Raw genomic sequence first — 21,479 nt, 5'->3', positions numbered from 1 at the left:
GGGCCGCACAGGCCGAAGGGGCCGCGCGGGCCGAAGGGGCCGCGCGGGCCGGGCCGAACGGGCGGGCCGCGCCGGCCGGGCGGGCTGGGCGGCTGCTCGCCCGGCGTGCGCCGGGAGCCGCCGCACTGGCCGCCGCCGTACTGGCCGCCGCCGCCTTCGTGTCCGGCGCCGCGCCCGCGCTCGCCCTCGCCAACCCCGCGCACTCCCGCCCGGCCGGCGGTCCGGACCCGGGACACGGGGAGCTGGCCGGAACCGTCGCGGGGGCCGGCCGGGAACGGCCCGGCCGGCCCGTGGGCGACCGGGTGAACCGGGAGGCGATGGTGGCCACCCGGCCGCTCCCCGTACGGCCGCCCAACCGGCCCTCGCCCCCGCCCTCGCCCCCGCCGCGCCCGCGGTCCGAACCGACCGCGGTGGCGACCGGGCCGGTCACCGCGCTCGGCACCGGACCCAACGAGCGGGCCGCCGACCTGGCCGCGCACCTGCTGCCACTGGGCACCGGATTCGCCCTGATGGGAGTGGGCCTCGGCTACCTCGGCGTCAGGCTCCGCCGAAGCATCTGAGGGCCGCCCCGAGAACCCGGGCGGGCCGGGGCCGAGCCCCCGGGCCGACCGGCACCGATCACCGCGCCCTCCTCACGGACTACGACCGGAGGAGGTTGCCGGGGTTCGGCATACTGGGTATACATACTCGGTATGTCGATCCGTCACGGCCTTCTCGCCCTGCTGGAACGGGGTCCTCGGTACGGCTCACAGCTGCGCACCGAGTTCGAATCCCGCACCGGCTCCACCTGGCCCCTCAACGTCGGGCAGGTGTACACCACACTCGCCCGGCTGGAACGCGACGGCCTCGTCGCACCCGGCGGAGAGGACGCCGCCGGCCACACGCTCTACGCCATCACCGACCCCGGCCGCACCGAACTGCGCGAGTGGTACGAGCGCCCCGTCGACCGGGCCAACCCGCCCCGCGACGAGCTGTCCATCAAGCTCGCCATGGCCGTCGGCGCCCCCGGCGTGGACATCCGCGCCGTCATCCAGTCCCAGCGGCACGCCACGATCCGGGCGATGCAGGACTACACCCGCCTCAAGGCCCGGGCCCTGGCCGCCGTCGAGAGCGGGGACACCCGCGAGCGCGACGACGTGGCCTGGCTGCTCGTCCTGGAACAGCTGATCTTCCAGACCGAGGCCGAGGCCCGCTGGCTCGACCACTGCGAGGCCCGGCTCGTACGGCTCTGTCCGCCGGCCGACCGGGGAGCCGACGCACCCGTGCCGCCCCGGCCCGCCGAGACCGCCGGACCCGGCGCCCCCGCGGACGCGGACCCGGGCTCCCCGCACACCCCGCCGACCGCAACCGCCCCGCACGCCGCCGCCCGCACGCGGCGCGGCTGAACCACCGTCCCAGGGGGGACCCCTCATGCCCGACCAGCGCCAGTCCCCGTCGCCCGTGCTCCAGTTGGACCGACTGGTCCGCACGCACGGCAGCGGAGCCACCGAAGTGCACGCCCTGCGCGGCATCAACCTCTCCGTCTTCCCCGGCGAACTCGTCGCCGTCATGGGCCCGTCCGGCTCCGGCAAGTCCACGCTCCTCACCCTCGCCGGCGGACTCGACACCCCGACGAGCGGCCGGGTCGTCGTCGAGGGAACCGACATCACCACCGCCGGCCGCAAGCAGCTCGCCGCGCTGCGCCGCCGCAGCATCGGCTATGTCTTCCAGGACTACAACCTCATACCGGCCCTCACCGCCGCCGAGAACGTGGCCCTGCCCCGCGAACTCGACGGCACCTCCGCCCGCAAGGCCCGCGTCTGCGCGCTCGCCGCGCTGGAGGAGATGGGCCTGGGCCGGCTCGCCGACCGCTTCCCCGACGAGATGTCCGGCGGCCAGCAGCAGCGCGTGGCCATCGCCCGCGCCCTGGTCGGCGACCGCCGGCTGGTCCTCGCCGACGAGCCCACCGGCGCCCTCGACTCCGAGACCGGCGAATCCGTGCTCGCCCTGCTGCGCTCGCGCTGCGACGCGGGAGCGGCCGGCATCCTCGTCACCCACGAACCGAGGTTCGCCGCCTGGGCCGACCGCGTGGTCTTCCTGCGCGACGGCAGCGTGGTCGACGAGACCCTGCGCAGCCACGCCGACTCCCTGCTCTCGGGGCAGGCGGCCGGCCAGTGACCTCCCCGTTCGGCACCTGGTACCACTCCTGGGTCGCGGCCCTGCGCATAGCCCGGCGCGACGCCTGGCGCGCCAAGGGCCGCAGCGCCCTCGTCCTCGCCATGCTCGCCCTGCCCATCATCGGGGTGAGCGCCGCCGACCTGACCTACCGCAGCGGCCAGCTGTCCACCGCCCAGCAAGCCGACCGGCAGCTCGGCGCGGCCGACGTCCGGCTGCGCGCCTCGGGCCTGGACACGGCGCTCTACCAGAGCCCCGGCGGCGACGACTACGCGCCCGTCGGCGGCTTCGACGCCTACACCCCGCCCGCGAACGAGAAGGAGCCCGACCGCGCCGCCGCCCTGCTGCCGCCGGGCGCGCAGTCCCTCAAGGACAGCCGCGGCTACGGCAAGATCCGCACCCGGCACGGCCTGCTCGGCACGGACCTGCGCGAAGTCGACGCGCACAGCCCCCTGGTGAAGGGCCTGCTCACGCCCAACCGCGGACGGCTCCCCGAGCGCCCGGGCGAGGTCATCGCCACCGACCACTTCCTGGAGTCCTCCGGCCTCTTCGTCGGCTCCTCGCTCACCCCGCGCGGCTCGCAGACCAGGTACACGATCGTCGGCACCTACGAGAACCCCTCCGACCTGCGGCGGGCCGAGGTGCTGGCCCCGCCCGGCACGCTGATCGCACCGCTCGACAAGGAGCTGACGGCGGCCGGCTCCCCCGGCATCCGGAGCCAGGACTCCTACCTCGTCAAGGTCGGCGGCGACGGTTTCACGTGGAACATGGTCAAGGCGGCCAACGCCAAGGGCGTGCTGGCCGTCTCCCGGACCGTGCTGCTCGCGCCGCCGGCCGACTCCGAGGTACCCCTCTACCAGCAGGAGGGCAAGAACCGGTTCGGTGGCGGCGCGCCCAAGAGCGAGCTGGCCGTCCTGGCGACCGTCGTCGGCCTCGCCATGCTGGAGATCTGCCTGCTGGCCGGCCCCGCCTTCGCGGTCGGCGCCCGGCGCTCGCGCCGCCAGCTCGGCCTCGTCGGGGCCAACGGCGGTGACCGGCGGCACATCCGCGCCATCGTCCTCTCCGGCGGGATCGTCCTCGGCGCGGCGGCCGCCGTCCTCGGCACCGGCATCGGCATGGCCCTCACCGCCGGACTGCGCCCGGTGCTGGAGGACTACCTCGGCGAGCGGTTCGGCGGCTTCCGGGTCCGTCCGGTGGAACTCGCCGCCATCGCACTGCTCGCCGTCGTGACGGGCCTGCTGGCCGCCGTCGTCCCGGCCGTCACCGCTTCCCGCGAGACCGTGCTCGCCTCGCTCACCGGCCGCCGCGGGGTCCGCCGCGCCAACCGGGTGCTGCCCGTGATCGGGCTGCTCGCCTGCGCCGCCGGCGCCGTGATCGCCGTCTACGGCGCGACCTCCCGCATGGGAGCCACCGTCGTGGCGGGCGGCAGCGCCCTCGCGGAGCTGGGCGTCGTCGCCCTGACACCCACCCTGGTCGGGTTGTTCGGGCGCCTCGGCCGCTGGCTTCCGCTGTCGCCGCGGCTCGCCCTGCGCGACGCCGTGCGCAACCGGGGGCGCACGGCGCCCGCCGTCGCCGCCGTCCTGGCCGCCGTCGCCGGGACCGTCGCCGTCGCCACGTACCAGAACAGCCAGGAGGTGCAGAACCGGCAGGCGTACGTCGCGAGCCTCCCGGACCGCACCGGCCTGCTGGAGACCAGCGAGAACAGCGCCCACAAGGAGGTGCCCGCGCTGCGCCAGGCACTCGCCCGCGAACTCCCGCTGGACCAGCGGGCGGACGTGGACCGGCTGGTCGTCGGCAAACCGGGCTGCGACCAGTACTCCTCGGACGAGGGCTGCGGGCGCGTCGAGATCATCGTGCCCAAGGAGCAGCGCTGCCCGCTCTTCGACGCCCCCAACGGGCCCGCCTCCTTCACCGAGGAGCAGGCCCTGTCCCTGCGGGCCGACCCGCGCTGCAAGACGAGCGAACAGAGCGTCCAGTACGCGACGGTCGTCGCCGACGAGAAGCTCCTGTCGGTGCTCGCCGTCGACGATCCCGGCTCCGCGGCCGCCCTCGCCTCCGGCCGGGCCGTCTCCTTCGACGCCCGCGAGACCAAGGACGGCAAGGTCACCCTCCGGATCGTCACCGACGGCGAGGCAGCGGACCGGGCCCAGCAGAAGCACGAGGACCCGCCCGGCCAGGACAAGGTGTTCCCCGTCCACCAGGCTCCCGCCACGGTCAACAGCTGGGGCGTCCACCTGGTCCTGCCGCCCGCCGCCGTCAAGTCCGCCGGCCTGGCCACCGCTCCCCTCGGCTCGTACTTCACCCTGGACGGAGCCGTCGCCACCGAGCAGAAGCAGCGCATGGAAGGCGAGATGGACCGGCTCGGTGTGGAGGCCTCCCTGACCATCGAGGAGGGCTACCAGGGCACCGCCGACCTCAGCACCCTCGTCCTCACCGTCTTCGCGGGCCTGGTCACCATCGGTGCGGCCGGCATCGCCACCGGCCTCGCCCAGGCCGACTCCGAGGCCGACCTGAAGACCCTGGCCGCCGTCGGCGCTCCGCCGCGGGTCCGGCGGACCCTGAGCGGCTTCCAGTGCGGGGTGATCGCCCTCATGGGCGTCGTCCTGGGCTCGGCCGCCGGAATCCTGCCCGCGGTGGGGCTGCGCATGGTCCAGCGGCAGGAGCAGGAGCACCTCTACCGGTCGCTCCTGGGACGGGGCCTGACGGACGAGGCCGCGCCGTACGTGCCCATCGCCGTGCCGTGGGAGACCCTCGGCGGGCTGCTGGTCGTCGTCCCGCTGGGCGCCGCCCTGCTGGCGGCCCTGGTCACCCGGTCCAACGGGGCGCTCGCCCGCAGGGCCGCCGGGTAGGCACACGAAGTGGTGCCGGTGCCCCCGTACAGGGTGGATCACGCCTGTACGGGGGCACACCGTGTGAGTACGAAGCTGTGCGAGACAATGACGGCATGGAGATGCCGAGGAGTGAACGGTCGCAGGACAGCCCCCCGCACGTCCTGATCGTGGGACAGGACGGGACGGCGGTCGGCGGCGCCGATGACGAGTCGCGCGAGGTCCCGGTGACGGAGATGGTCGAACAGCCCGCCAAGGTCATGCGGATCGGAAGCATGATCAAGCAACTCCTGGAAGAGGTACGCGCCGCACCTCTCGACGAGGCGAGCCGGGTCCGGCTCAAGGACATCCACGCCGCGTCGGTGAAGGAACTGGAGGACGGCCTCGCCCCCGAGCTCGTGGAGGAACTGGAGCGCCTGTCCCTCCCGTTCACCGAGGAGGCCATCCCCTCCGAGGCGGAACTGCGCATCGCGCAGGCCCAGCTGGTGGGCTGGCTCGAAGGGCTCTTCCACGGCATCCAGACGGCTCTGTTCGCGCAGCAGATGGCGGCGCGCGCCCAACTGGAGCAGATGCGCCGCGCGCTCCCGCCCGGTGCCTCCCACGACGACGACGAGGACGGCGGCCACGGAGCCGTCCGCTCCGGCCCCTACCTCTGACCGCCGGCGGCCAGAGCCGTCGCCGTACGGGGCCGGGGCCGGGCGGCCCCCGCCCCGCCCCGGCGGAGACGGATGAACGGCCGGTGAGGGGACTCCCCCTCGGGAACACGGGCCGCGCATACTCTGGGGCATGAGCTACGACGCGATCGTCCTGGCCGGAGGCGCCGCGCGGCGGCTCGGCGGGGCCGACAAGCCGGCCCTGAGCGTCGGCGGCCGCGCCCTCCTCGACCGGGTGCTCGACGCCTGCCCGGACGCCGGCACGACCGTCGTCGTCGGCGGCCCCAGGCCCACCGCCCGCCCGGTGCGCTGGACCCGCGAGGACCCGCCCGGCGGCGGCCCGCTGGCCGCGCTGGACGCCGGGCTGCGGCAGACGACCGCCGAGCTGGTCCTCGTGCTCTCCGCGGACCTGCCGTTCCTCGACCGGGACACCGTACGGTCCCTGCTCACCGCCCCCGGGAAAGCCGGGGGAGCGGGGGGAACGGGGGGAACCGGGGGAACCGGGGGAGCCACCGCTTCCGCCGGGCGCGAGGGCGCGCTGCTGCGCGACCCGGGCGGCCGGGACCAGCCCCTCCTCGCCGCCTACCGGGCCGGACCGCTCCGGCGCGAGCTCGCCCTGCTCACCGCGGCGCACGGCGGTCTCGCCGGGCTTCCGCTGCGGGCGCTCACCGCCGGACTGGACCTCACCCGCGTCGAGGGGCAGCCACTCGCCTCCTTCGACTGCGACACCTGGGACGATCTCTCCGTCGCCCGCGCCCGGATCAGAGAGCATGGAACCGTGCTGGACCAATGGATCACCGCCGTCAAGAACGAGCTGGGCATCGACCTCGACGTCGACACCACGGCCCTCCTCGACCTCGCCCGTGACGCCGCCCACGGCGTCGCCCGGCCCGCCGCCCCGCTGACCACCTTCCTGGTCGGCTACGCGGCGGCCCGCGCCGAAGCCACCGGCGACGACCCCGCGCGGGCCGTCGCCGAGGCCTCGCGCAAGGCCGCCGACCTGGCCCTGCGCTGGGCGGCGGAAGCCGAGGCCGAAACCGAGGCCAAAACGGGGGCCGGGGCCGGGGCCGGGACCACCGCCGCCGACACCGACACCGACCCCGCCACCGACCCCGCCGCCGGCCCCCGACAGAACGGCTCCGGATGACCCCCACCGACGCCGACCACGCCCTGGACGGCACCCCGGCCGAAACGGCCGGGTCCGCCGGGTCCGCCGGGTCCGCCGAGCAGGCCCTCGAAGAGGCGCTGGCGCTGGTCAGCCGCACCCCCGACGACGGCGGACACCGTGCCTCCGCCTGGCAGCGGGCCCGCGACACCGCCGTCCGCGCCGGGGCGGCCGCGCCGTCCCGCACCCATCGGGTCCCGCTCGGCGACGCCCTCGGCGAGGTGCTGGCCGCACCCCTCGACGCCCTGACGGACCTGCCGTCCTTCGACACCTCCGCCATGGACGGCTGGGCCGTCGCCGGTCCCGGCCCCTGGGCCGTCCGCGCCGGCGGCGGCGTCCTCGCGGGCTCCGAACGGCCCGAGCCCCTCGCGGACGGGGAGGCCGTGCGGATCGCCACCGGCGCCCGCATCCCCGCCGACACCACCGCCGTGATCCGCAGCGAGCACTGCCGCGAGCACGGCGCCCAGCTGTTCGCCGACCGGCCCGTCCTGACCGGCCAGGACATCCGCCCGCGCGGCCAGGAGTGCCGCTCCGGCGACCTGCTGCTGCCCGCGGGCTCCCTCGTCACCCCGGCCGTCCTCGGTCTGGCCGCGGCCGCCGGCTACGACGAACTGACCACACGGCCCCGCCCCCGGGTGGAGATCCTGGTCCTCGGCGACGAGCTGCTGACCGGGGGCCTCCCCCACGACGGCCTGATCCGGGACGCCCTCAGCCCCATGCTCGGCCCCTGGCTGACCCGCCTCGGCGCCGAGGTCGTGGGGACCCGCAGGCTGGGCGACGACCCCGCCGGGGCGGACGCCCTGCTGGAGGCCGTCACCACCTCCACCGCCGATCTCATCGTCACCACCGGCGGCACCGCCTCCGGGCCCGTGGACCACGTCCACCCGGTGCTGGCCCGCGCCGGCGCCGAACTGCTCGTCGACGGGGTCGCGGTGCGCCCCGGCCATCCGATGCTGCTGGCCCGCATCGGCGACGGGACGGACGGCCGGTACCTCGTCGGGCTGCCCGGCAACCCCCTCGCCGCCGTCTCCGGCCTGCTCACCCTCGCCGAGCCGCTGCTGCGCGCCCTCGCCGGCCGCCGCAGGCGCCCCCGCTACACGGCGGCGGTCCAGGGGGACGTGCCGGGCCACCCGCACGACACCCGGCTGGTGCCGGTCCTGCTCGGCGACGAGCACGCGGCGCCGCTGCGCTACAACGGCCCGGCGATGCTGCGCGGCGTGGCCGCCGCCGACGCGCTGGCCGTCGTACCGCCGTACGGGGCACGGTCCGGCCAGGAGCTGGAGATCCTCGATCTGCCCTGGGCTTCGGGAGGATGTTTCACGTGAAACTCCACGGCCAGGACGCCATGGCCCGGGCGGCGGACGAGAAGCTCGTCTCCCGGCGCATCAAACTCCCCACGCGCATCGTCGAGAAGCCGCTCCAACAGGTCAGCAAGCGCCTGATGATGGCGCTGTTCGTGCTCTGCCTGACGGTCCTCATCGTGTGGGTCGACCGGGACGGCTACCACGACAACGCCAACGACCAGGTCGACTTCCTCGACTGCGTCTACTACGCCACCGTGACGCTGTCGACGACCGGCTACGGCGACATCGTCCCGTACAGCGACAGCGCACGCCTGGTGAACATCCTGCTCATCACCCCTCTGCGCGTGCTGTTCCTGATCATCCTGGTCGGCACCACACTGGAAGTGCTGACCGAGCGGACCCGAGAAGAGTGGCGGTTGAACCGCTGGAGGAAGAACTTGCGCGAGCACACGGTCGTCATCGGCTTCGGCACCAAGGGCCGCTCGGCCCTGCAGACGCTGCTGGCCACCGGCCTCTCCAAGGAACGGGTCGTCATCGTCGACCCGAGCGCCACGGTGATCGACATCGCCAACTCGGAGGGCCTCACGGGTGTGGTCGGCGACGCCACCCGCTCCGACGTACTGCTGCGCGCCGAGCTCCAGAAGGCCCGTCAGATCGTCATCGCCACCCAGCGGGACGACACCGCGGTGCTGGTCACGCTGACGGCGCGGCAGCTCAACCGCGGCGCGAAGATCGTCGCCGCGGTACGGGAGGAGGAGAACGCCCCGCTGCTGCGCCAGTCCGGTGCGGACGCGGTCATCACCAGCGCGAGCGCCGCCGGCCGGCTGCTGGGCCTGTCGGTCCTCAGTCCGAGCGCGGGCACCGTGATGGAGGACCTGATCCAGCAGGGCAGCGGCCTCGACCTCATCGAACGGCCCGTCACCAAGTCCGAGGTCGGCAAGTCGGTGCGGGAGACGCACGACCTGGTGGTGAGCGTACTGCGCGGGCACCGGCTGCTCGCGTACGACGACGCGCACGCGAGCCCGTTGCAGCCGACGGACCGTGTCATCAGCATCGTCCGCGCCGTGCCGCCGACTTCACCCCCCGTGACGCTGCCGTCCGCGGAGTAGCAGTGCTGTCCCGGCGGGGCCCGTTCGCGTAGCCTCCGGGCCATGCATGCGATCACCATCGAGCAGCCCGGCGGCCCCGAGGCCCTCGTCTGGACCGACGTACCCGATCCGGTGGCGGGCGAGGGCGAGGTGCTCGTCGAGGTCGCGGCGAGCGCCGTCAACCGCGCCGACGTCCTCCAACGGCAGGGCTTCTACGAACCGCCGCCCGGCGCCTCCCGCCACCCGGGCCTGGAGTGTTCGGGGCGGATCTCCTCCATCGGCCCCGGAGTCTCCGGCTGGTCGGTGGGCGACGAGGTCTGCGCGCTGCTGGCCGGAGGCGGGTACGCCCAGAAGGTGGCGGTCCCGTCGGGCCAGCTGCTTCCCCTCCCGGACGGGGTGGACCTGGTGACGGCGGCGGCGCTGCCCGAGGTCGTCGCCACGGTCTGGTCCAACGTCTTCATGGTGGCGGGGCTGCGTCCGGGCGAGACCCTCCTCGTGCACGGCGGCTCCAGCGGCATCGGAACGATGGCGATCCAGCTGGGCAAGGCCGTGGGGGCGACGGTCGCCGTGACGGCGGGCGGCCCGGAGAAGCTGGCCCGCTGCAAGGAGCTGGGCGCCGACATCCTGATCGACTACCGCGAGCAGGACTTCGTGGCGGAGCTGCGGGCCGCGACGGACGGGGCCGGGGCGGACGTGATCCTGGACATCGTGGGCGCGAAGTACCTCGCGCGGAACCTGGACGCCCTGGCCGTCAACGGCCGGCTCGCGGTCATCGGCCTGCAGGGCGGGGTGAAGGCCGAGCTGAACCTCGGCGCGCTGCTGGCCAAGCGGGCGGCGATCACCGCCACCTCGCTGCGGGCGCGGCCGCTGGAGGAGAAGGCGGCCATCATCGCGGCCGTACGGGAGCACGTGTGGCCCCTGGTGTCGGCGGGCCGGGTACGGCCGGTGGTGCACGCGACGTTCCCGATGGCGGAGGCCGCGGAGGCCCACCGGGTGATGGAGTCCAGCAGCCACGTGGGCAAACTGCTGCTCACGCCCTGACCCCGGCGGAACCCCCCTCCGGCTCCGCCGGGACAGTCTCCGGGCCCGCCGAAGGCCCGGCTGGGACGCTCGGCGGGGACGCCCGGCGGACGCACCGGGGCGACCGTCGGCCCCGCCGGCGCCACCGGCGTACCGCGGCGACCTGCGCAGGCCCGGCGGGGCCGGCCCGGCCGAGGCCGGCCGGTACGACCCCGGGCGGGCGGGGCCGTACCCCGTCCGCCCGTCCGCCTCGCGCTACAGGCTGCGCAGCAGGACCGCCGGCGACTCCACGCAGTCCGCGACGTAGCGCAGGAAGCCGCCCGCCGTCCCGCCGTCGCACACCCGGTGGTCGAACGTCAAGGACAGCTGCACCACCTGGCGGACCGCCAGTTCGCCCCCGTGCACCCACGGCTTGGGGATGATCCGACCGACGCCGAGCATCGCCGCCTCGGGGTGGTTGATGATCGGCGTGGAGCCGTCGACGCCGAACACCCCGTAGTTGTTCAGGGTGAACGTCCCGCCCGTCAGGTCCGACGGCGCCAGCTTGCCCGCACGCGCCAGCTCGGTCAGCCGGGCGAACTCCGCCGAGAGGGACTCCGGGCTGCGGCCCTGGGCGTCGCGGACCACCGGGACCATCAGGCCGCGGTCGGTCTGCGCGGCGAAGCCCAGGTGGACCGCCGGGAGCCGGACGATCTCGCCCGCCGCCAGGTCGACGGTGGAGTTGAGCTCCGGGTACTTGGCCAGGGCGGCCGTGCAGATACGCGCCAGCAGGGCTAGCACCGAGATCTTCGGCCCGCCCACGGCGTTCATCGCGGCCCGGGCGGCCATCAGCTCGGTGGCATCGGCGTCCACCCAGCACGTGGCGTCCGGGATCTCCCGCCGGCTGCGCGAGAGCTTCTCCGCGACGACCCCGCGCAACCCCTTCAGCGGGATCCGCTCGCCCTGCGCCGCCGCGGCGGACACGGGCCCGGCGGCCGCCGGGCCCGCCGTCGGGGCCTGCGGAGCACTCAGCGCCGCCTCGACGTCCGCACGCAGGATCAGGCCCTCGCGGCCCGATCCCCGCAGCGCCCGCAGGTCCACTCCGTGGTCCCGGGCCAGCTTGCGGACGAGCGGCGAGACGACCGCCACCGGCCCGGTGGAAGCCGGCGCCGCCGGTGCCGGAGCGGCGACCGGAGCCGGGGCCGGGGCCTCGAGCGCGGCCTCGGCGGTGGCGGGTCGCACCCGCCGCCGTCGCGCCGGGCGGGAGTGGTCCGTGCCGTAGCCGACCAGCACGTTCCCCGACCCCGAGGACTCCGCCTCGGCCCCGGCCTCCGCCTCCGCGTCGGCCCCGGCGGCCGCGGCCGCCCCCGTGCCGACCGCCACGGTGATCAGCGGAGCCCCCACCGGGAGCTCCTGGCCCTCCTCACCGAAGCGGGCGGTGACCACGCCCCCGTACGGGCACGGCACCTCCACCATCGCCTTGGCCGTCTCGACCTCGACGACCGGCTGGTCGATGGCGACGACGTCGCCGACCGCCACCAGCCAGCGCACGATCTCGGCCTCCGTCAGGCCCTCGCCGAGATCCGGCAGCTTGAACTCCATGACCTGCGGCATCAGTTCTCCCACTGCAGGCGTGCGACGGTGTCCAGAATCCGGTCCACGCCCGGCAGGTGGTGCTTCTCCAGCATCGGCGGCGGATACGGGATGTCGAAGCCCGTCACCCGCAGCACCGGAGCCTCCAGGTGGTGGAAACAGCGCTCCGTGACACGGGCCGCGATCTCCGCCCCCGGCCCGCCGAAACCGCCCGCCTCGTGCACGACCACCGCGCGCCCGGTCCGGCGTACGGACTCCACGACCGTGTCCTCGTCGAAGGGCACCAGCGAGCGCAGGTCCACGACCTCCAGCTCCCAGCCCTCCTCGCGGGCCGCCTCGGCCGCCTCCAGGCACACCGGCAGCGAGGGGCCGTAGGTGATCAGCGTCGCGCTGGTGCCGCTGCGCCGCACGAGCGCCTTGCCGATGCCCGGCACCCGCGCGGGCGACTGCGGCGACCAGTCGGCCTTCGACCAGTACAGCCGCTTCGGCTCCAGGAAGATCACCGGGTCGTCGCTCGCGATGGACGCCCGCAGCAGCCCGTAGGCGTCCTCGACCGTCGCCGGGGTCACCACCGTCAGGCCGGGCGTCGCCACGTAGTACGCCTCGGAGGAGTCGCTGTGGTGCTCGACCCCGCCGATCCCGCCGCCGTACGGCACCCGGATGGTGATCGGCAGCGGCATCGCGCCCCGCGTGCGGTTGCGCATCTTCGCCACGTGGGAGATCAGCTGCTCGAAGGCCGGGTACGCGAAGGCGTCGAACTGCATCTCCACCACGGGCCGCAGGCCGTACATGGCCATGCCGACCGCGGCGCCCAGGATTCCGGCCTCCGCCAGCGGGGTGTCCGTGCAGCGCTCCTCGCCGAACTCCTTCGCCAGCCCGTCCGTGATCCGGAAGACCCCGCCCAGCGTCCCGACGTCCTCGCCCATGACGTGGACGGTCGGGTCCTGCGCCATCGCGTCGCGCATCGCCCGGTTCAGGGCCTGCGCCATCGTGGCCGGCTTGGCCGGGGCGGGCTTCGCCTCCGTCGCCGTGGTCATCACGCGTCCTCCGCTTCCAGCTCCGCACGGAGCATGGCCGCCTGCTCGCGCAGTCGGCCGGTCTGCTCCGCGTAGACGTGCGCGAAGAGGTCCATGGGGTCCAGCACGGGATCGGCGTTCATCCCCTCGCGCAGCGCCGCCGCCATCTCCTCCGCCGCTTCCCGCTCCACCCGTATGCCCTCCTCGTCGAGGAGGCCGCGGGCGGTCAGCTCGCGCTCCAGCAGCCGGACCGGGTCGTGCGCCTTCCACGCCTCGACCTCGGCGTCCGCGCGGTAGCGCGTCGCGTCGTCGGCGTTGGTGTGGGCCTCGATCCGGTACGTGACCGCCTCGACCAGGGTCGGGCCGCCGCCGGCCCGGGCCCGCCGGACGGCCTCGGACAGGACCTCGTGCATCGCGGCGACGTCGTTGCCGTCGACCAGCCGGCCGGGCATGCCGTACCCCACGGCCTTGTGGGCCAGGGTCGGGGCGGCGCTCTGCTTGGCGAGCGGGACGGAGATCGCGAAGCCGTTGTTCTGCACGAGGAAGACCACCGGTGCCTGCCAGACGGCGGCGAAGTTCATCGCCTCGTGGAAGTCGCCCTCGCTGGTGCCGCCGTCGCCGACCATGGCGAGGGCCACCACGTCGTCCCCGCGCAGCCGGGCCGCGTGCGCCAGGCCCACCGCGTGCGGCAGCTGGGTGGCGAGCGGGGTGCTCAGGGGGGCTATGCGGTGCTCGCGCGGGTCGTAGCCGGTGTGCCAGTCGCCGCGCAGCAGGGTCAGCGCCTGGACGGGGTCCAGTCCGCGCGCGACGGCCGCCAGGGTGTCGCGGTAGCTCGGGAAGAGCCAGTCCTGCTCCTCCAGGACCAGGGCGGCCGCGACCTCGCAGGCTTCCTGGCCGACCGTGGAGGGGTAGACGGCGAGCCGGCCCTGCCGGGTGAGCGCGGTGGCCTGGGCGTTGTAGCGGCGGCCGCGGACCAGCTCGGCGTAGCAGCGCCGCATCAGGGCCGGGTCGAGCCGGTCGGCCGCCTCCGTGCCCAGCACCCGGTAGGGCTCGGGGTCCGGGAGCAGCGGAGCGGCGTCCGTACGGGGCCTCCAGGCGGGCGGCGGGGTGGAGCGGTGGGACGCACCGGCACCGGGCAGCTCTTGGACCGTCATGGCGGCGTACACCTCCTCGTGGGAAGCGGGCATGGACGCCTCGGATGTGAGGCGCCTCACCTACCGATTGTTCGGTTGTCCGCGCAATTTGGCTACAGGCGGCTCCAGGCTGTGGACAAACTGGCGGCGGGGCCCTGGGATGGATGCAGGACGTCCAGGAGAGTGAGGCATCGGGCAATGCCGGATGAACAAATGGCCGGAGCGGGCTCCGCGCCGGTCCCGCCCGGGGGCGCCCCCGCATGTCCGCCGGTGCCGCCCCGCCCGCTCGACCCGATCGACCGGTCGATCATGCGGCTGCTCCAGGCGGACGGCCGCGCGTCGATCCGGTCGGTGGCCGAGCAGGTGCACGTGTCGCGCGCGAACGCCTACGCCCGCATCAACCGCCTGATCGACGACGGTGTGATCCGCGGGTTCACCGCCCGCGTGGACCACGAAAGGGCGGGCCAGGGGGCCTCCGCCTACATCACCCTGAAGATCGTCCAGAATTCCTGGCGCACGGTCCGCGAACAGCTCCGCGAGCTTCCCGGGGCCGCCCACATCGCCCTGGTCAGTGGGGATTTCGACGTGCTGCTCTTGGTGCACACGCCAGACAACCGGACGCTGCGCGAGCTGGTCCTGACCCGCCTCCAGTCCATCCCGGAGGTCCTCTCCACCCGCACCCTGCTGGTCTTCGAGGAGACGGACCTGCTGTCCCCGGGCCCGGGGAGGCCGGCCGGACCGACGATCACGGAGGACTAGGCCGTCCGGGGGCCGGGCGGTGGGCCCGCCCCGGGCGGGCGGGTCACTTCCGGACGGTCCGCAGACCGTCCAGGGCCATGCTGACCACCGCGTCCGCGAGCTGGTCCTGGCTCGTGCCCGGGTGCGGGCGGTACCACTCGACCAGCGAGTTCACCATGCCGAAGAGCAGGCGGGTGGCGAGGCGGATGTCCACGTCCGCGCGCAGGTCCCCGTCGGCCGCGGCGGCCTTGAGGAGCTCGGCGACCTGGTGGTCGAACTCGCGGCGGCGCTCCAGGGCCCAGCGCTCGGTCCGGGTGTTGCCCCGTACGCGCAGCAGCAGGGTCACGTACGGCAGCTCGCCGACCAGCACCTCCACCGTGCGCCGGGTGACGTACTCGACGCGCTCGACGGCGCGGCCCCGTACCGCGCGCGGCTCCTCCAGCACGGCGAACAGGCCGTCGAGGGCGCGGCTGACGGCCCGCCGCAGCAGCTCCTCCTTGCCCGCGACGTGGTGGTAGATCGAGGACTTCGAGATCCCCGCCGCCTTGGACAGGTGCTCCATCGAGGTGCCGTCGTAGCCCCGCTCGTTGAAGACCTGTACGGCGACGGACAGGAGTGTCTCGGGGGTGTAGGTGTCCCGCTTGGCCGTCGTCATCCGTTGTCCTCCGCCTCGTCGTCGGTGCCCGCCGCGTAGCCCAGCCTGAAGAGCGCCAGCGAGGGCGCGTACCGGCCGCCGGGACAGCGCTCGTCGAGGTGGTGGAGCAGGTCGTAGGCCCAGTCGCGGCCGAGCCGGTCGTGCCACTCGGCGGGTCCGAGCGGGTAGTTGACGCCGAGCCGCATCGCGGTGTCGATGTCCTCGGCGGACGCCACGTTGCGGGCCACGGCGTCGGCGGTGAGGTCGATCAGCATGGCCACGGTCCGGGCGACGATCATGCCGGGGACGTCACCGATGACCGAGACCTGCTTGCCGAGCTTCTGGAAGAGGCCGACCGCCTCGGCGAGGGTCCGCTCGCTGGTGTCCTCGCTCGCGGAGAGGGCGACACGGGTGCAGGCGCGGTAGTCCAGCGCGAGGTCGAAGTAGACGACGTCCGAGAACTCCACGGAGGTCTTGCCGTCGGCGAGGACCAGCTGGCCCTCGCCGGGCAGCTGGATGTACGGGCCGCCGTTCCCGGTGGCCGTGACCGCGATCCCGGCCTCCTCCAGGAGGTCGGCCAGCTCGGCCGCCGGCCCCAGGTCGCCGACGACGGTGACCTTGTCGGGGGCGTCCTCGGGTCCGGCGGTGTGCGGCTGGGGGAGGACGGCGTCGGGTCCGTACGGGAACCAGCCGTGCCCCGACTTCCGTCCGAGGCGGCCCGACTGGACCAGGCGGCGCTGCGCGAGGGAGGGGGTGAACTTGGGGCTGCGGAAGAAGGAGTCCCACACCGAGCGGGTGACGGCCTCGTTGACGTCCTGGCCGATGAGGTCGGTCAGTGCGAAGGGGCCCATCTTGAAGCCGCCGCTCTCGCGGAGCACGGCGTCGATGGTGGCCGGGTCGGCGCCCTGCTCCTCGTACACCGCGAAGGCCTCGGCGTAGAAGGGGCGGGCGATCCGGTTGACGATGAAACCGGGGGTGTCGGAGCAGCGGACCGGCGTCTTGCCCCAGCCGAGGACGGTGGCGTACGCGCTTTCGGCGGCGGCCGGGTCGGTGGCGGAGCCGGTGACCACCTCGACGAGCGGGAGCAGCGGTGCGGGGTTGAAGAAGTGCAGGCCGAGGAAGCGGCCGGGGTGCGCGAGGCCGGCGGCGAGCTCCGTGACCGAGAGGGAGGAGGTGTTCGTGGCCAGCAGCGCGTCCGGGGCGACCACCTCTTCGAGGGCCTGGAAGAGGGCCCGCTTGACGCCGGCGTCCTCGACGACCGCCTCGACGACGAGGGCGGCGCCCGCGAGGTCGCCGAGGCCGGCGGCCGGGGCGATCCGGGCGACGGCGTCCTGGGCCTCCGCCACGTCGAGGCGCCCCTTGGCGGCCATCCGCTCGACGCGGTCCTGCACCATGCCGACGCCGTCCGCGGCGAGTGCGGCGTTGATGTCGTAGATCAGCACGCGGTGACCTGCGAGAAGGGCGACCTGGGCGATGCCCTGCCCCATGGTGCCCGCGCCGACGACCGCCACAGTCCGAGACCGCTCGATTGCTGTCATGACCCGATCCTCCCGCACCGACTTATCCACAGGTCCGCCGGGCCCTCTTGTCCCGACCGATCGTTCGGTTACTCTAGCTCCAGTCTGCTCTCCTTCGCCCGGCTCAACGAGGAGTTGGTCCCTGATGGCCGCCGAGCTCACCGTCCCCCAGCTGTCCGCCACGCACCGGCCCACCCTGGACCAGGCCCTGTCGGCCATCCGCAGCCGTGCCTACTGGTCCCCGCACCCCGAGCACCCCAAGGCGTACGGCGAGACCGCGCCCGCCGACGGGCTCGCCGCCTTCGAGGCCCTGCGGGGCACCCGCTTCGAGCTGGACCAGCCCGGCACGGACGGCTGGGTCGGCGGCGAGGTGTCCCCGTACGGCCCGGAGCTGGGGGTGGAGTACCCGCACGTGGACCCGGAGGTGCTGCTGCCCGCGATGCGGGCCGGCATGGGCGCCTGGCGGGACGCGGGCCCCGAGACCCGCGCCGTGGTCTGCATCGAGATCCTCTCCCGCATCTCGGCCCGCACCCACGAGTTCGCGCACGCGGTCATGCACACCAGCGGGCAGGCCTTCATGATGGCCTTCCAGGCGGGCGGCCCGCACGCACAGGACCGCGGCCTGGAGGCAGTGGCCTACGCCTACGAGGAGCAGACCCGCGTCCCGGGGCGGGCCGACTGGTCCAAGCCCCAGGGCAAGCGGGACCCGCTGCAGCTCGGCAAGAGCTTCACGGCCGTCCCGCGCGGCATCGCCCTGATGATCGGCTGCAACACCTTCCCCACGTGGAACGGCTACCCGGGGCTGTTCGCCTCCCTGGCCACGGGCAATGCCGTGCTGGTCAAGCCGCACCCGCGCGCCGTGCTCCCCCTGGCCCTGACCGTGCGGGTGGCGCGGGAGGTGCTCGCGAAGGCCGGCTTCGACCCCAACCTGGTGGCGCTGGCGGTGGAGCGGCCCGGCGAGGGCATCGCGAAGACCCTGGCGGTGCGACCCGAGGTCAAGCTGATCGACTACACCGGCTCCACGGAGTTCGGCGACTGGCTGGAGGCCAACGCCCGCCAGGCGCAGGTCTACACGGAGAAGGCCGGCGTCAACACGGTCGTCCTGGACTCCACCGACGACTACAAGGGCATGCTGTCCAACCTGGCGTTCTCCCTGTCCCTGTACAGCGGCCAGATGTGCACCACCCCGCAGAACCTGCTGATTCCCCGCGAGGGCATCGCCACGGACGCCGGGCACAAGACGTACGACGAGGTCGTCGCCGACCTCGCGGACTCGGTCGGCGGCCTGCTCGGCGACGACGCCCGCGCCAACGCGCTGCTGGGCGCCCTGGTCAACCCGGACGTCAAGGCCCGGCTGGAGGCCGCTGCCTCGCTCGGCGAGGTCGCGCTGGCCTCCCGGGAGATCGTGAACCCGGACTTCCCGGACGCCGTGGTCCGCACGCCGGTCATGGTCAAGCTGGACGCGGCCAAGCCGGACCCGGACGCGGCCTACCTCTCGGAGTGCTTCGGCCCGGTGTCCTTCGCGGTGGCCGTGGACTCGACGGCGGACGCCCTCGACCTCCTGCGCCGCACGGTGCGGGAGAAGGGCGCCATGACCGTCGGCGCGTACACAACCTCGGCGGACACGGAGCGGGCGATCGAGGAGGTATGCCTGGAGGAGTCAGCGCAGCTCTCGCTCAACCTCACCAGCGGGGTGTACGTCAACCAGACCGCGGCGTTCTCCGACTTCCACGGCTCCGGCGGCAATCCGGCGGCCAATGCGGCCCTGTGCGACGGGGCGTTCGTCTCCAACCGCTTCCGGGTGGTGGAGGTCCGCCGCCAGGCATAGCGGGTCGGCGGGCCGGCCCGCCGGCGCCGTCCGGTCACAGCACCGGGCCGTCCCTTCCGGCCGGGGCGGCCGGCCCGCCCCAGTGGAAGAGGGCCATGGCCACCGAGGTCGCCAGGTTGTAGCTGGAGACCTGCGGCCGCATCGGCAGGGAGACCAGGTGGTCCGCCCGGGCGCGCAGCTCGGGCGAGATGCCGTGGCGCTCCGAGCCGAAGGCGAGCAGGGCGTCGTCCGGGAGGGCGAGGGCGCGGATGTCCTCGCCCTCGGGGTCCAGTGCGTAGAGCGGGCCCGGGGGCAGTTCGTCCAGGTCCGGGCCCAGCCGGTCCACCGTGGTGGCGTAGTGCAGCCCGGCCCCGGCCCGCACCGCGTTCGGGTGCCAGGGATCGAGGTCGCCGCGGGTGAGCACGCCGGTGGCGCCGAAGCCGGCGGCGAGGCGGACCACGGCTCCGACGTTGCCGAGGTTGCGGGGGTTGTCGAGCACGACCACGGGGGCGGGGCGCGGGAGCCTCCCGAGCACGGCGCGGCCCGCCTCGGCATCGGGCCGTACGGCGAGCGCGGCGACCCCGGTGGGGTGCACGCGGGGCAGCAGCTCCTTGAGCGACGCGGCCCGTACCAGCCGGGCCACGTCCGCCTCGACATCCGGCGCCAACCCGGCGGCGAGCGCCCGTACGGCGGCGGGGTCGTCGGCGACGACCGCCTCGACCCGGGCCCCGAAGCGCAGGGCGTGCTTCAGCGCGTGGAACCCGTCCAGCAGCACCAGGTCCCCCCGCCCCGCGGCCTCCCGCCACTGCCGCACGACTTCTCCCGATCCCGCGTCCGCACCCATGCCCCGACCCTACGTTCCCCGCCCCCACCCCGGGCGCGCCCCCCGGGCGGCGCTGTGGGCCGCCGGTGCGGGCACGGGCGCCGACTCCGACTGCGGCTCCGACTGCGGCTCCGACTGCGGCTCCGGCTGCGGCTCCGGCTCCGCGGCCGCCGCCCTGCGCCGGGGCACGACCGCGCCGACCCGCCGCCCCAGCCACACCAGGAACACCGTCGGCAGGAACACCGCGTCGGCGGTGATCATCGCCAGGGAGAAGAACGGCAGTCCCAGCAGGACCGCGATCCCCGCGTGCTCCAGCATCATCACCGCCAGCAGCACGTTCTTGATCCGCCGGTTGAAGAGCGTGAACGGGAACGCCACCTGCACCGCGACCGTGCCGTACGACAGCAGCATCACCAGCGTCCCGCTGCTCGCCAGCAGCGCCGAGAGCCCCGGCCAGGGCGTGAAGTAGTCCAGTCCGAGCGGGTAGTACAGGGCGGTTCCGTCCTGCCACCGCGACCCCTGGATCTTGTACCACCCGGCCGTCGCGTAGATCAGGCAGACCTCCGCCATGATCACCAGCATCCCCGCGTTGTGCAGCAGGTTCGCCAGCACGTCCAGCGTCGCCCGCCCGTCCCCCTCGGGCTCGTACCGGTCGGCCGTCCACCACAGCGCCGCGAAGACCCACACGGTCGCGAAGGCCGCCAGCCAGCCCGGGCCGAACCGCCCGGCCGCCGCCCCGTACGCGAGCACCGCGCCCAGTACGGCCCACAGCACCGGCCCCGCCGCCCCGGCCGTGGCCGAGCCGCGCGTACGGGCCCTGCGCGCGTCCAGCGACCACACCCGGGCGCACCGCGTCAGCACCAGGTAGATCGCCATCAGGTGGATGACGTTGTCCCCGCCGTCCCCCATGAAGACGCTGCGGTTCTGCAGCGACAGCACCCCGACCATGAACACCACGGACGAGGCGCGGGTCCGCCAGCCCAGCAGCAGGGCCGCGCTCGCCAGCACGGCCACCGCGTAGACGGTCTCGAACCACAGGGCTGAGTCGGACCACAGCAGCACCGTGAAGGCGCCGTTCGAGGCGGTCAGCCGCTCGGCCAGCCCGAAGCTCCACGGCCCGTCCGGTCCGTACAGCTCGGCCCGGTTCGGGAACTCCCTGAGCAGGAAGAACAGCCAGGTGCCGGCGAAGCCGATGCGGATCACGGCGCTCTGGTACGGGCCCAGGGCCCGTCCGGAGACCTCCGCCAGTGCCCGCCGCGCCGAGGCCCGGGGACTCACGCCCTCCACCACGGCAGCTCCCGGTAGTAGGTCTGGGTGTCCGTCTTCTCGGTGCTCCACTTCGGCGCGGCCACCGCCGTCGTCGCGGAGCGCAGCTGGATCCGCAGGACGCGCCCCTCCTCGCGGAGGTCCGGTCCGATCCGGTCCAGCGCGATCCGCCGCAGGTACTCCTCGGACAGCTCGCCGCGCTCGCCGTTCGGCTTGGCGTCCTCGTCGTGGGAGCCCGTGAAGAAGTCCCAGGCCCTGCGCAGCTCGTTCTGCTCGGTGTGGCTCGGCAGCAGGCTGTGCCGGATGGCCGCCCCGTCCTCGGCGGTCAGGTCCCGCCAGGCGGTGGTGACCGGTTCGCCGCCGGTCCACGGGCGCACCTCGGCCCGGACCTGCACCGCGATGTTCTGCTGGAGCGGGTTGGGGGCGAAGAGCTTCCAGTTCTGTTCGAATTCCGGGTAGATCCAGCCGTCGACCGTCCGCGCGTGCTCCTTGCTCAGCGTGTTCGCGGGAGCCACGTGCAGGAAGACGAGCCCCAGGTGGGAGCAGGCGGCCGCGGCGACCACGCCCAGGGCCAGGGCCGCGACGACCCGGTACGGGGCGGGCAGGCCCGCGATTCCGGGCGCCCTGGGCGGCGGCGGAGCGACCGCTTCGGCGGGCTCGCGCTCGTTCGAATCCATCCCGCCCCGATCATCCGGTGTCCACAGGGTTCACCACAGAGGTTGACACCCTACGGGCCGTCGTCCCACCATTGAAGAGGATGA

Annotated in this window: 18 protein-coding genes and 1 pseudogene; 11 read left to right on the top strand and 8 right to left on the bottom strand. The window is 74.3% G+C overall.

Annotated features, from left to right (window positions below):
- The 9 genes and pseudogenes from ACFWU6_RS26885 to ACFWU6_RS26845 form a co-directional block, all read left to right on the top strand.
- Window positions 1–560, top strand: a pseudogene (locus tag ACFWU6_RS26885) (hypothetical protein); the annotation flags it as partial.
- A gap of 132 nt (window positions 561–692) precedes the next feature.
- On the top strand, window positions 693–1,385 hold the full coding sequence (locus tag ACFWU6_RS26880) for a PadR family transcriptional regulator (RefSeq protein WP_383802380.1): 693 nt from the start codon (window positions 693–695) through the stop codon (window positions 1,383–1,385).
- Window positions 1,386–1,410: 25 nt separating this feature from the next.
- Entirely contained in the window at window positions 1,411–2,157 is a 747-nt protein-coding gene (locus ACFWU6_RS26875; protein WP_383802383.1) for an ABC transporter ATP-binding protein, read from the top strand.
- A 101-nt stretch (window positions 2,158–2,258) separates the two neighbouring features.
- Window positions 2,259–5,003, top strand: coding sequence for an FtsX-like permease family protein (locus ACFWU6_RS26870; RefSeq protein ID WP_383983498.1), 2,745 nt, complete (start codon window positions 2,259–2,261; stop codon window positions 5,001–5,003).
- A 95-nt stretch (window positions 5,004–5,098) separates the two neighbouring features.
- Window positions 5,099–5,638 carry a bacterial proteasome activator family protein gene (locus ACFWU6_RS26865; protein WP_383802386.1) on the top strand — a complete coding sequence of 180 codons (540 nt, stop codon included), beginning with the start codon at window positions 5,099–5,101 and terminating at the stop codon, window positions 5,636–5,638.
- A 130-nt stretch (window positions 5,639–5,768) separates the two neighbouring features.
- Complete coding sequence (locus ACFWU6_RS26860; protein ID WP_383983496.1) at window positions 5,769–6,782, top strand: NTP transferase domain-containing protein; 1,014 nt, start codon at window positions 5,769–5,771, stop codon at window positions 6,780–6,782.
- On the top strand, window positions 6,779–8,125 hold the full coding sequence (locus ACFWU6_RS26855) for a molybdopterin molybdotransferase MoeA (RefSeq protein ID WP_383802392.1): 1,347 nt from the start codon (window positions 6,779–6,781) through the stop codon (window positions 8,123–8,125). The genes ACFWU6_RS26860 and ACFWU6_RS26855 overlap by 4 nt, the downstream gene beginning before the upstream one ends.
- Window positions 8,113–9,213, top strand: coding sequence for a potassium channel family protein (locus ACFWU6_RS26850; protein WP_383802395.1), 1,101 nt, complete (start codon window positions 8,113–8,115; stop codon window positions 9,211–9,213). Before ACFWU6_RS26855 ends, ACFWU6_RS26850 begins: the two co-directional genes overlap by 13 nt.
- A gap of 42 nt (window positions 9,214–9,255) precedes the next feature.
- The gene (locus ACFWU6_RS26845) at window positions 9,256–10,233 is read left to right on the top strand and encodes an NAD(P)H-quinone oxidoreductase (protein WP_383802398.1); all 978 of its coding nucleotides are present in this window, start codon (window positions 9,256–9,258) and stop codon (window positions 10,231–10,233) included.
- 234 nt (window positions 10,234–10,467) lie between these two features.
- On the opposite strand, the gene ACFWU6_RS26840 is transcribed toward ACFWU6_RS26845, so the two are convergent.
- From ACFWU6_RS26840 to pdhA, 3 genes are read right to left on the bottom strand one after another with little or no spacing between them, the layout of a single operon-like run.
- Window positions 10,468–11,805, bottom strand: a complete 1,338-nt coding sequence (locus ACFWU6_RS26840; protein WP_383802401.1) for a dihydrolipoamide acetyltransferase family protein — start codon at window positions 11,803–11,805, stop codon at window positions 10,468–10,470.
- Complete coding sequence (locus ACFWU6_RS26835) at window positions 11,805–12,821, bottom strand: alpha-ketoacid dehydrogenase subunit beta (protein WP_383802403.1); 1,017 nt, start codon at window positions 12,819–12,821, stop codon at window positions 11,805–11,807. Before ACFWU6_RS26835 ends, ACFWU6_RS26840 begins: the two co-directional genes overlap by 1 nt.
- Window positions 12,821–13,954, bottom strand: coding sequence for a pyruvate dehydrogenase (acetyl-transferring) E1 component subunit alpha (pdhA, locus tag ACFWU6_RS26830; RefSeq protein ID WP_383802485.1), 1,134 nt, complete (start codon window positions 13,952–13,954; stop codon window positions 12,821–12,823). The genes ACFWU6_RS26835 and pdhA overlap by 1 nt, the downstream gene beginning before the upstream one ends.
- 177 nt (window positions 13,955–14,131) lie before the next feature.
- Between pdhA and ACFWU6_RS26825 the strand changes: the two genes are divergently transcribed.
- Window positions 14,132–14,692 (top strand): Lrp/AsnC family transcriptional regulator, encoded by a 561-nt coding sequence (locus ACFWU6_RS26825; RefSeq protein WP_383802406.1) that lies wholly within the window; start codon window positions 14,132–14,134, stop codon window positions 14,690–14,692.
- A 43-nt stretch (window positions 14,693–14,735) separates the two neighbouring features.
- Here the strand turns inward: ACFWU6_RS26825 and ACFWU6_RS26820 are convergent, their stop codons facing one another.
- On the bottom strand, window positions 14,736–15,326 hold the full coding sequence (locus ACFWU6_RS26820; RefSeq protein WP_383802409.1) for a TetR/AcrR family transcriptional regulator: 591 nt from the start codon (window positions 15,324–15,326) through the stop codon (window positions 14,736–14,738).
- Window positions 15,323–16,843, bottom strand: coding sequence for a 3-hydroxyacyl-CoA dehydrogenase (locus ACFWU6_RS26815; RefSeq protein ID WP_383802412.1), 1,521 nt, complete (start codon window positions 16,841–16,843; stop codon window positions 15,323–15,325). Before ACFWU6_RS26815 ends, ACFWU6_RS26820 begins: the two co-directional genes overlap by 4 nt.
- A 124-nt stretch (window positions 16,844–16,967) precedes the next feature.
- Between ACFWU6_RS26815 and paaN the strand changes: the two genes are divergently transcribed.
- On the top strand, window positions 16,968–18,650 hold the full coding sequence (paaN, locus tag ACFWU6_RS26810; protein WP_383802414.1) for a phenylacetic acid degradation protein PaaN: 1,683 nt from the start codon (window positions 16,968–16,970) through the stop codon (window positions 18,648–18,650).
- Between the two features lie 34 nt (window positions 18,651–18,684).
- On the opposite strand, the gene ACFWU6_RS26805 is transcribed toward paaN, so the two are convergent.
- From ACFWU6_RS26805 to ACFWU6_RS26795, 3 genes are read right to left on the bottom strand one after another with little or no spacing between them, the layout of a single operon-like run.
- The gene (locus ACFWU6_RS26805) at window positions 18,685–19,473 is read right to left on the bottom strand and encodes a TrmH family RNA methyltransferase (protein ID WP_383802417.1); all 789 of its coding nucleotides are present in this window, start codon (window positions 19,471–19,473) and stop codon (window positions 18,685–18,687) included.
- Between the two features lie 9 nt (window positions 19,474–19,482).
- Complete coding sequence (locus ACFWU6_RS26800; protein ID WP_383983494.1) at window positions 19,483–20,739, bottom strand: HTTM domain-containing protein; 1,257 nt, start codon at window positions 20,737–20,739, stop codon at window positions 19,483–19,485.
- Window positions 20,727–21,395 carry a DUF5819 family protein gene (locus ACFWU6_RS26795; protein WP_383983492.1) on the bottom strand — a complete coding sequence of 223 codons (669 nt, stop codon included), beginning with the start codon at window positions 21,393–21,395 and terminating at the stop codon, window positions 20,727–20,729. Before ACFWU6_RS26795 ends, ACFWU6_RS26800 begins: the two co-directional genes overlap by 13 nt.
- Window positions 21,396–21,479: the final 84 nt, after the last annotated feature.

Source organism: Streptomyces sp. NPDC058674 (genome assembly GCF_042716505.1).
Classification (GTDB): Bacteria; Actinomycetota; Actinomycetes; order Streptomycetales; family Streptomycetaceae; genus Streptomyces.
Note: the sequence above shows the minus strand (reverse complement) of the source record. Positions and strands in the feature narration are given on the sequence as shown.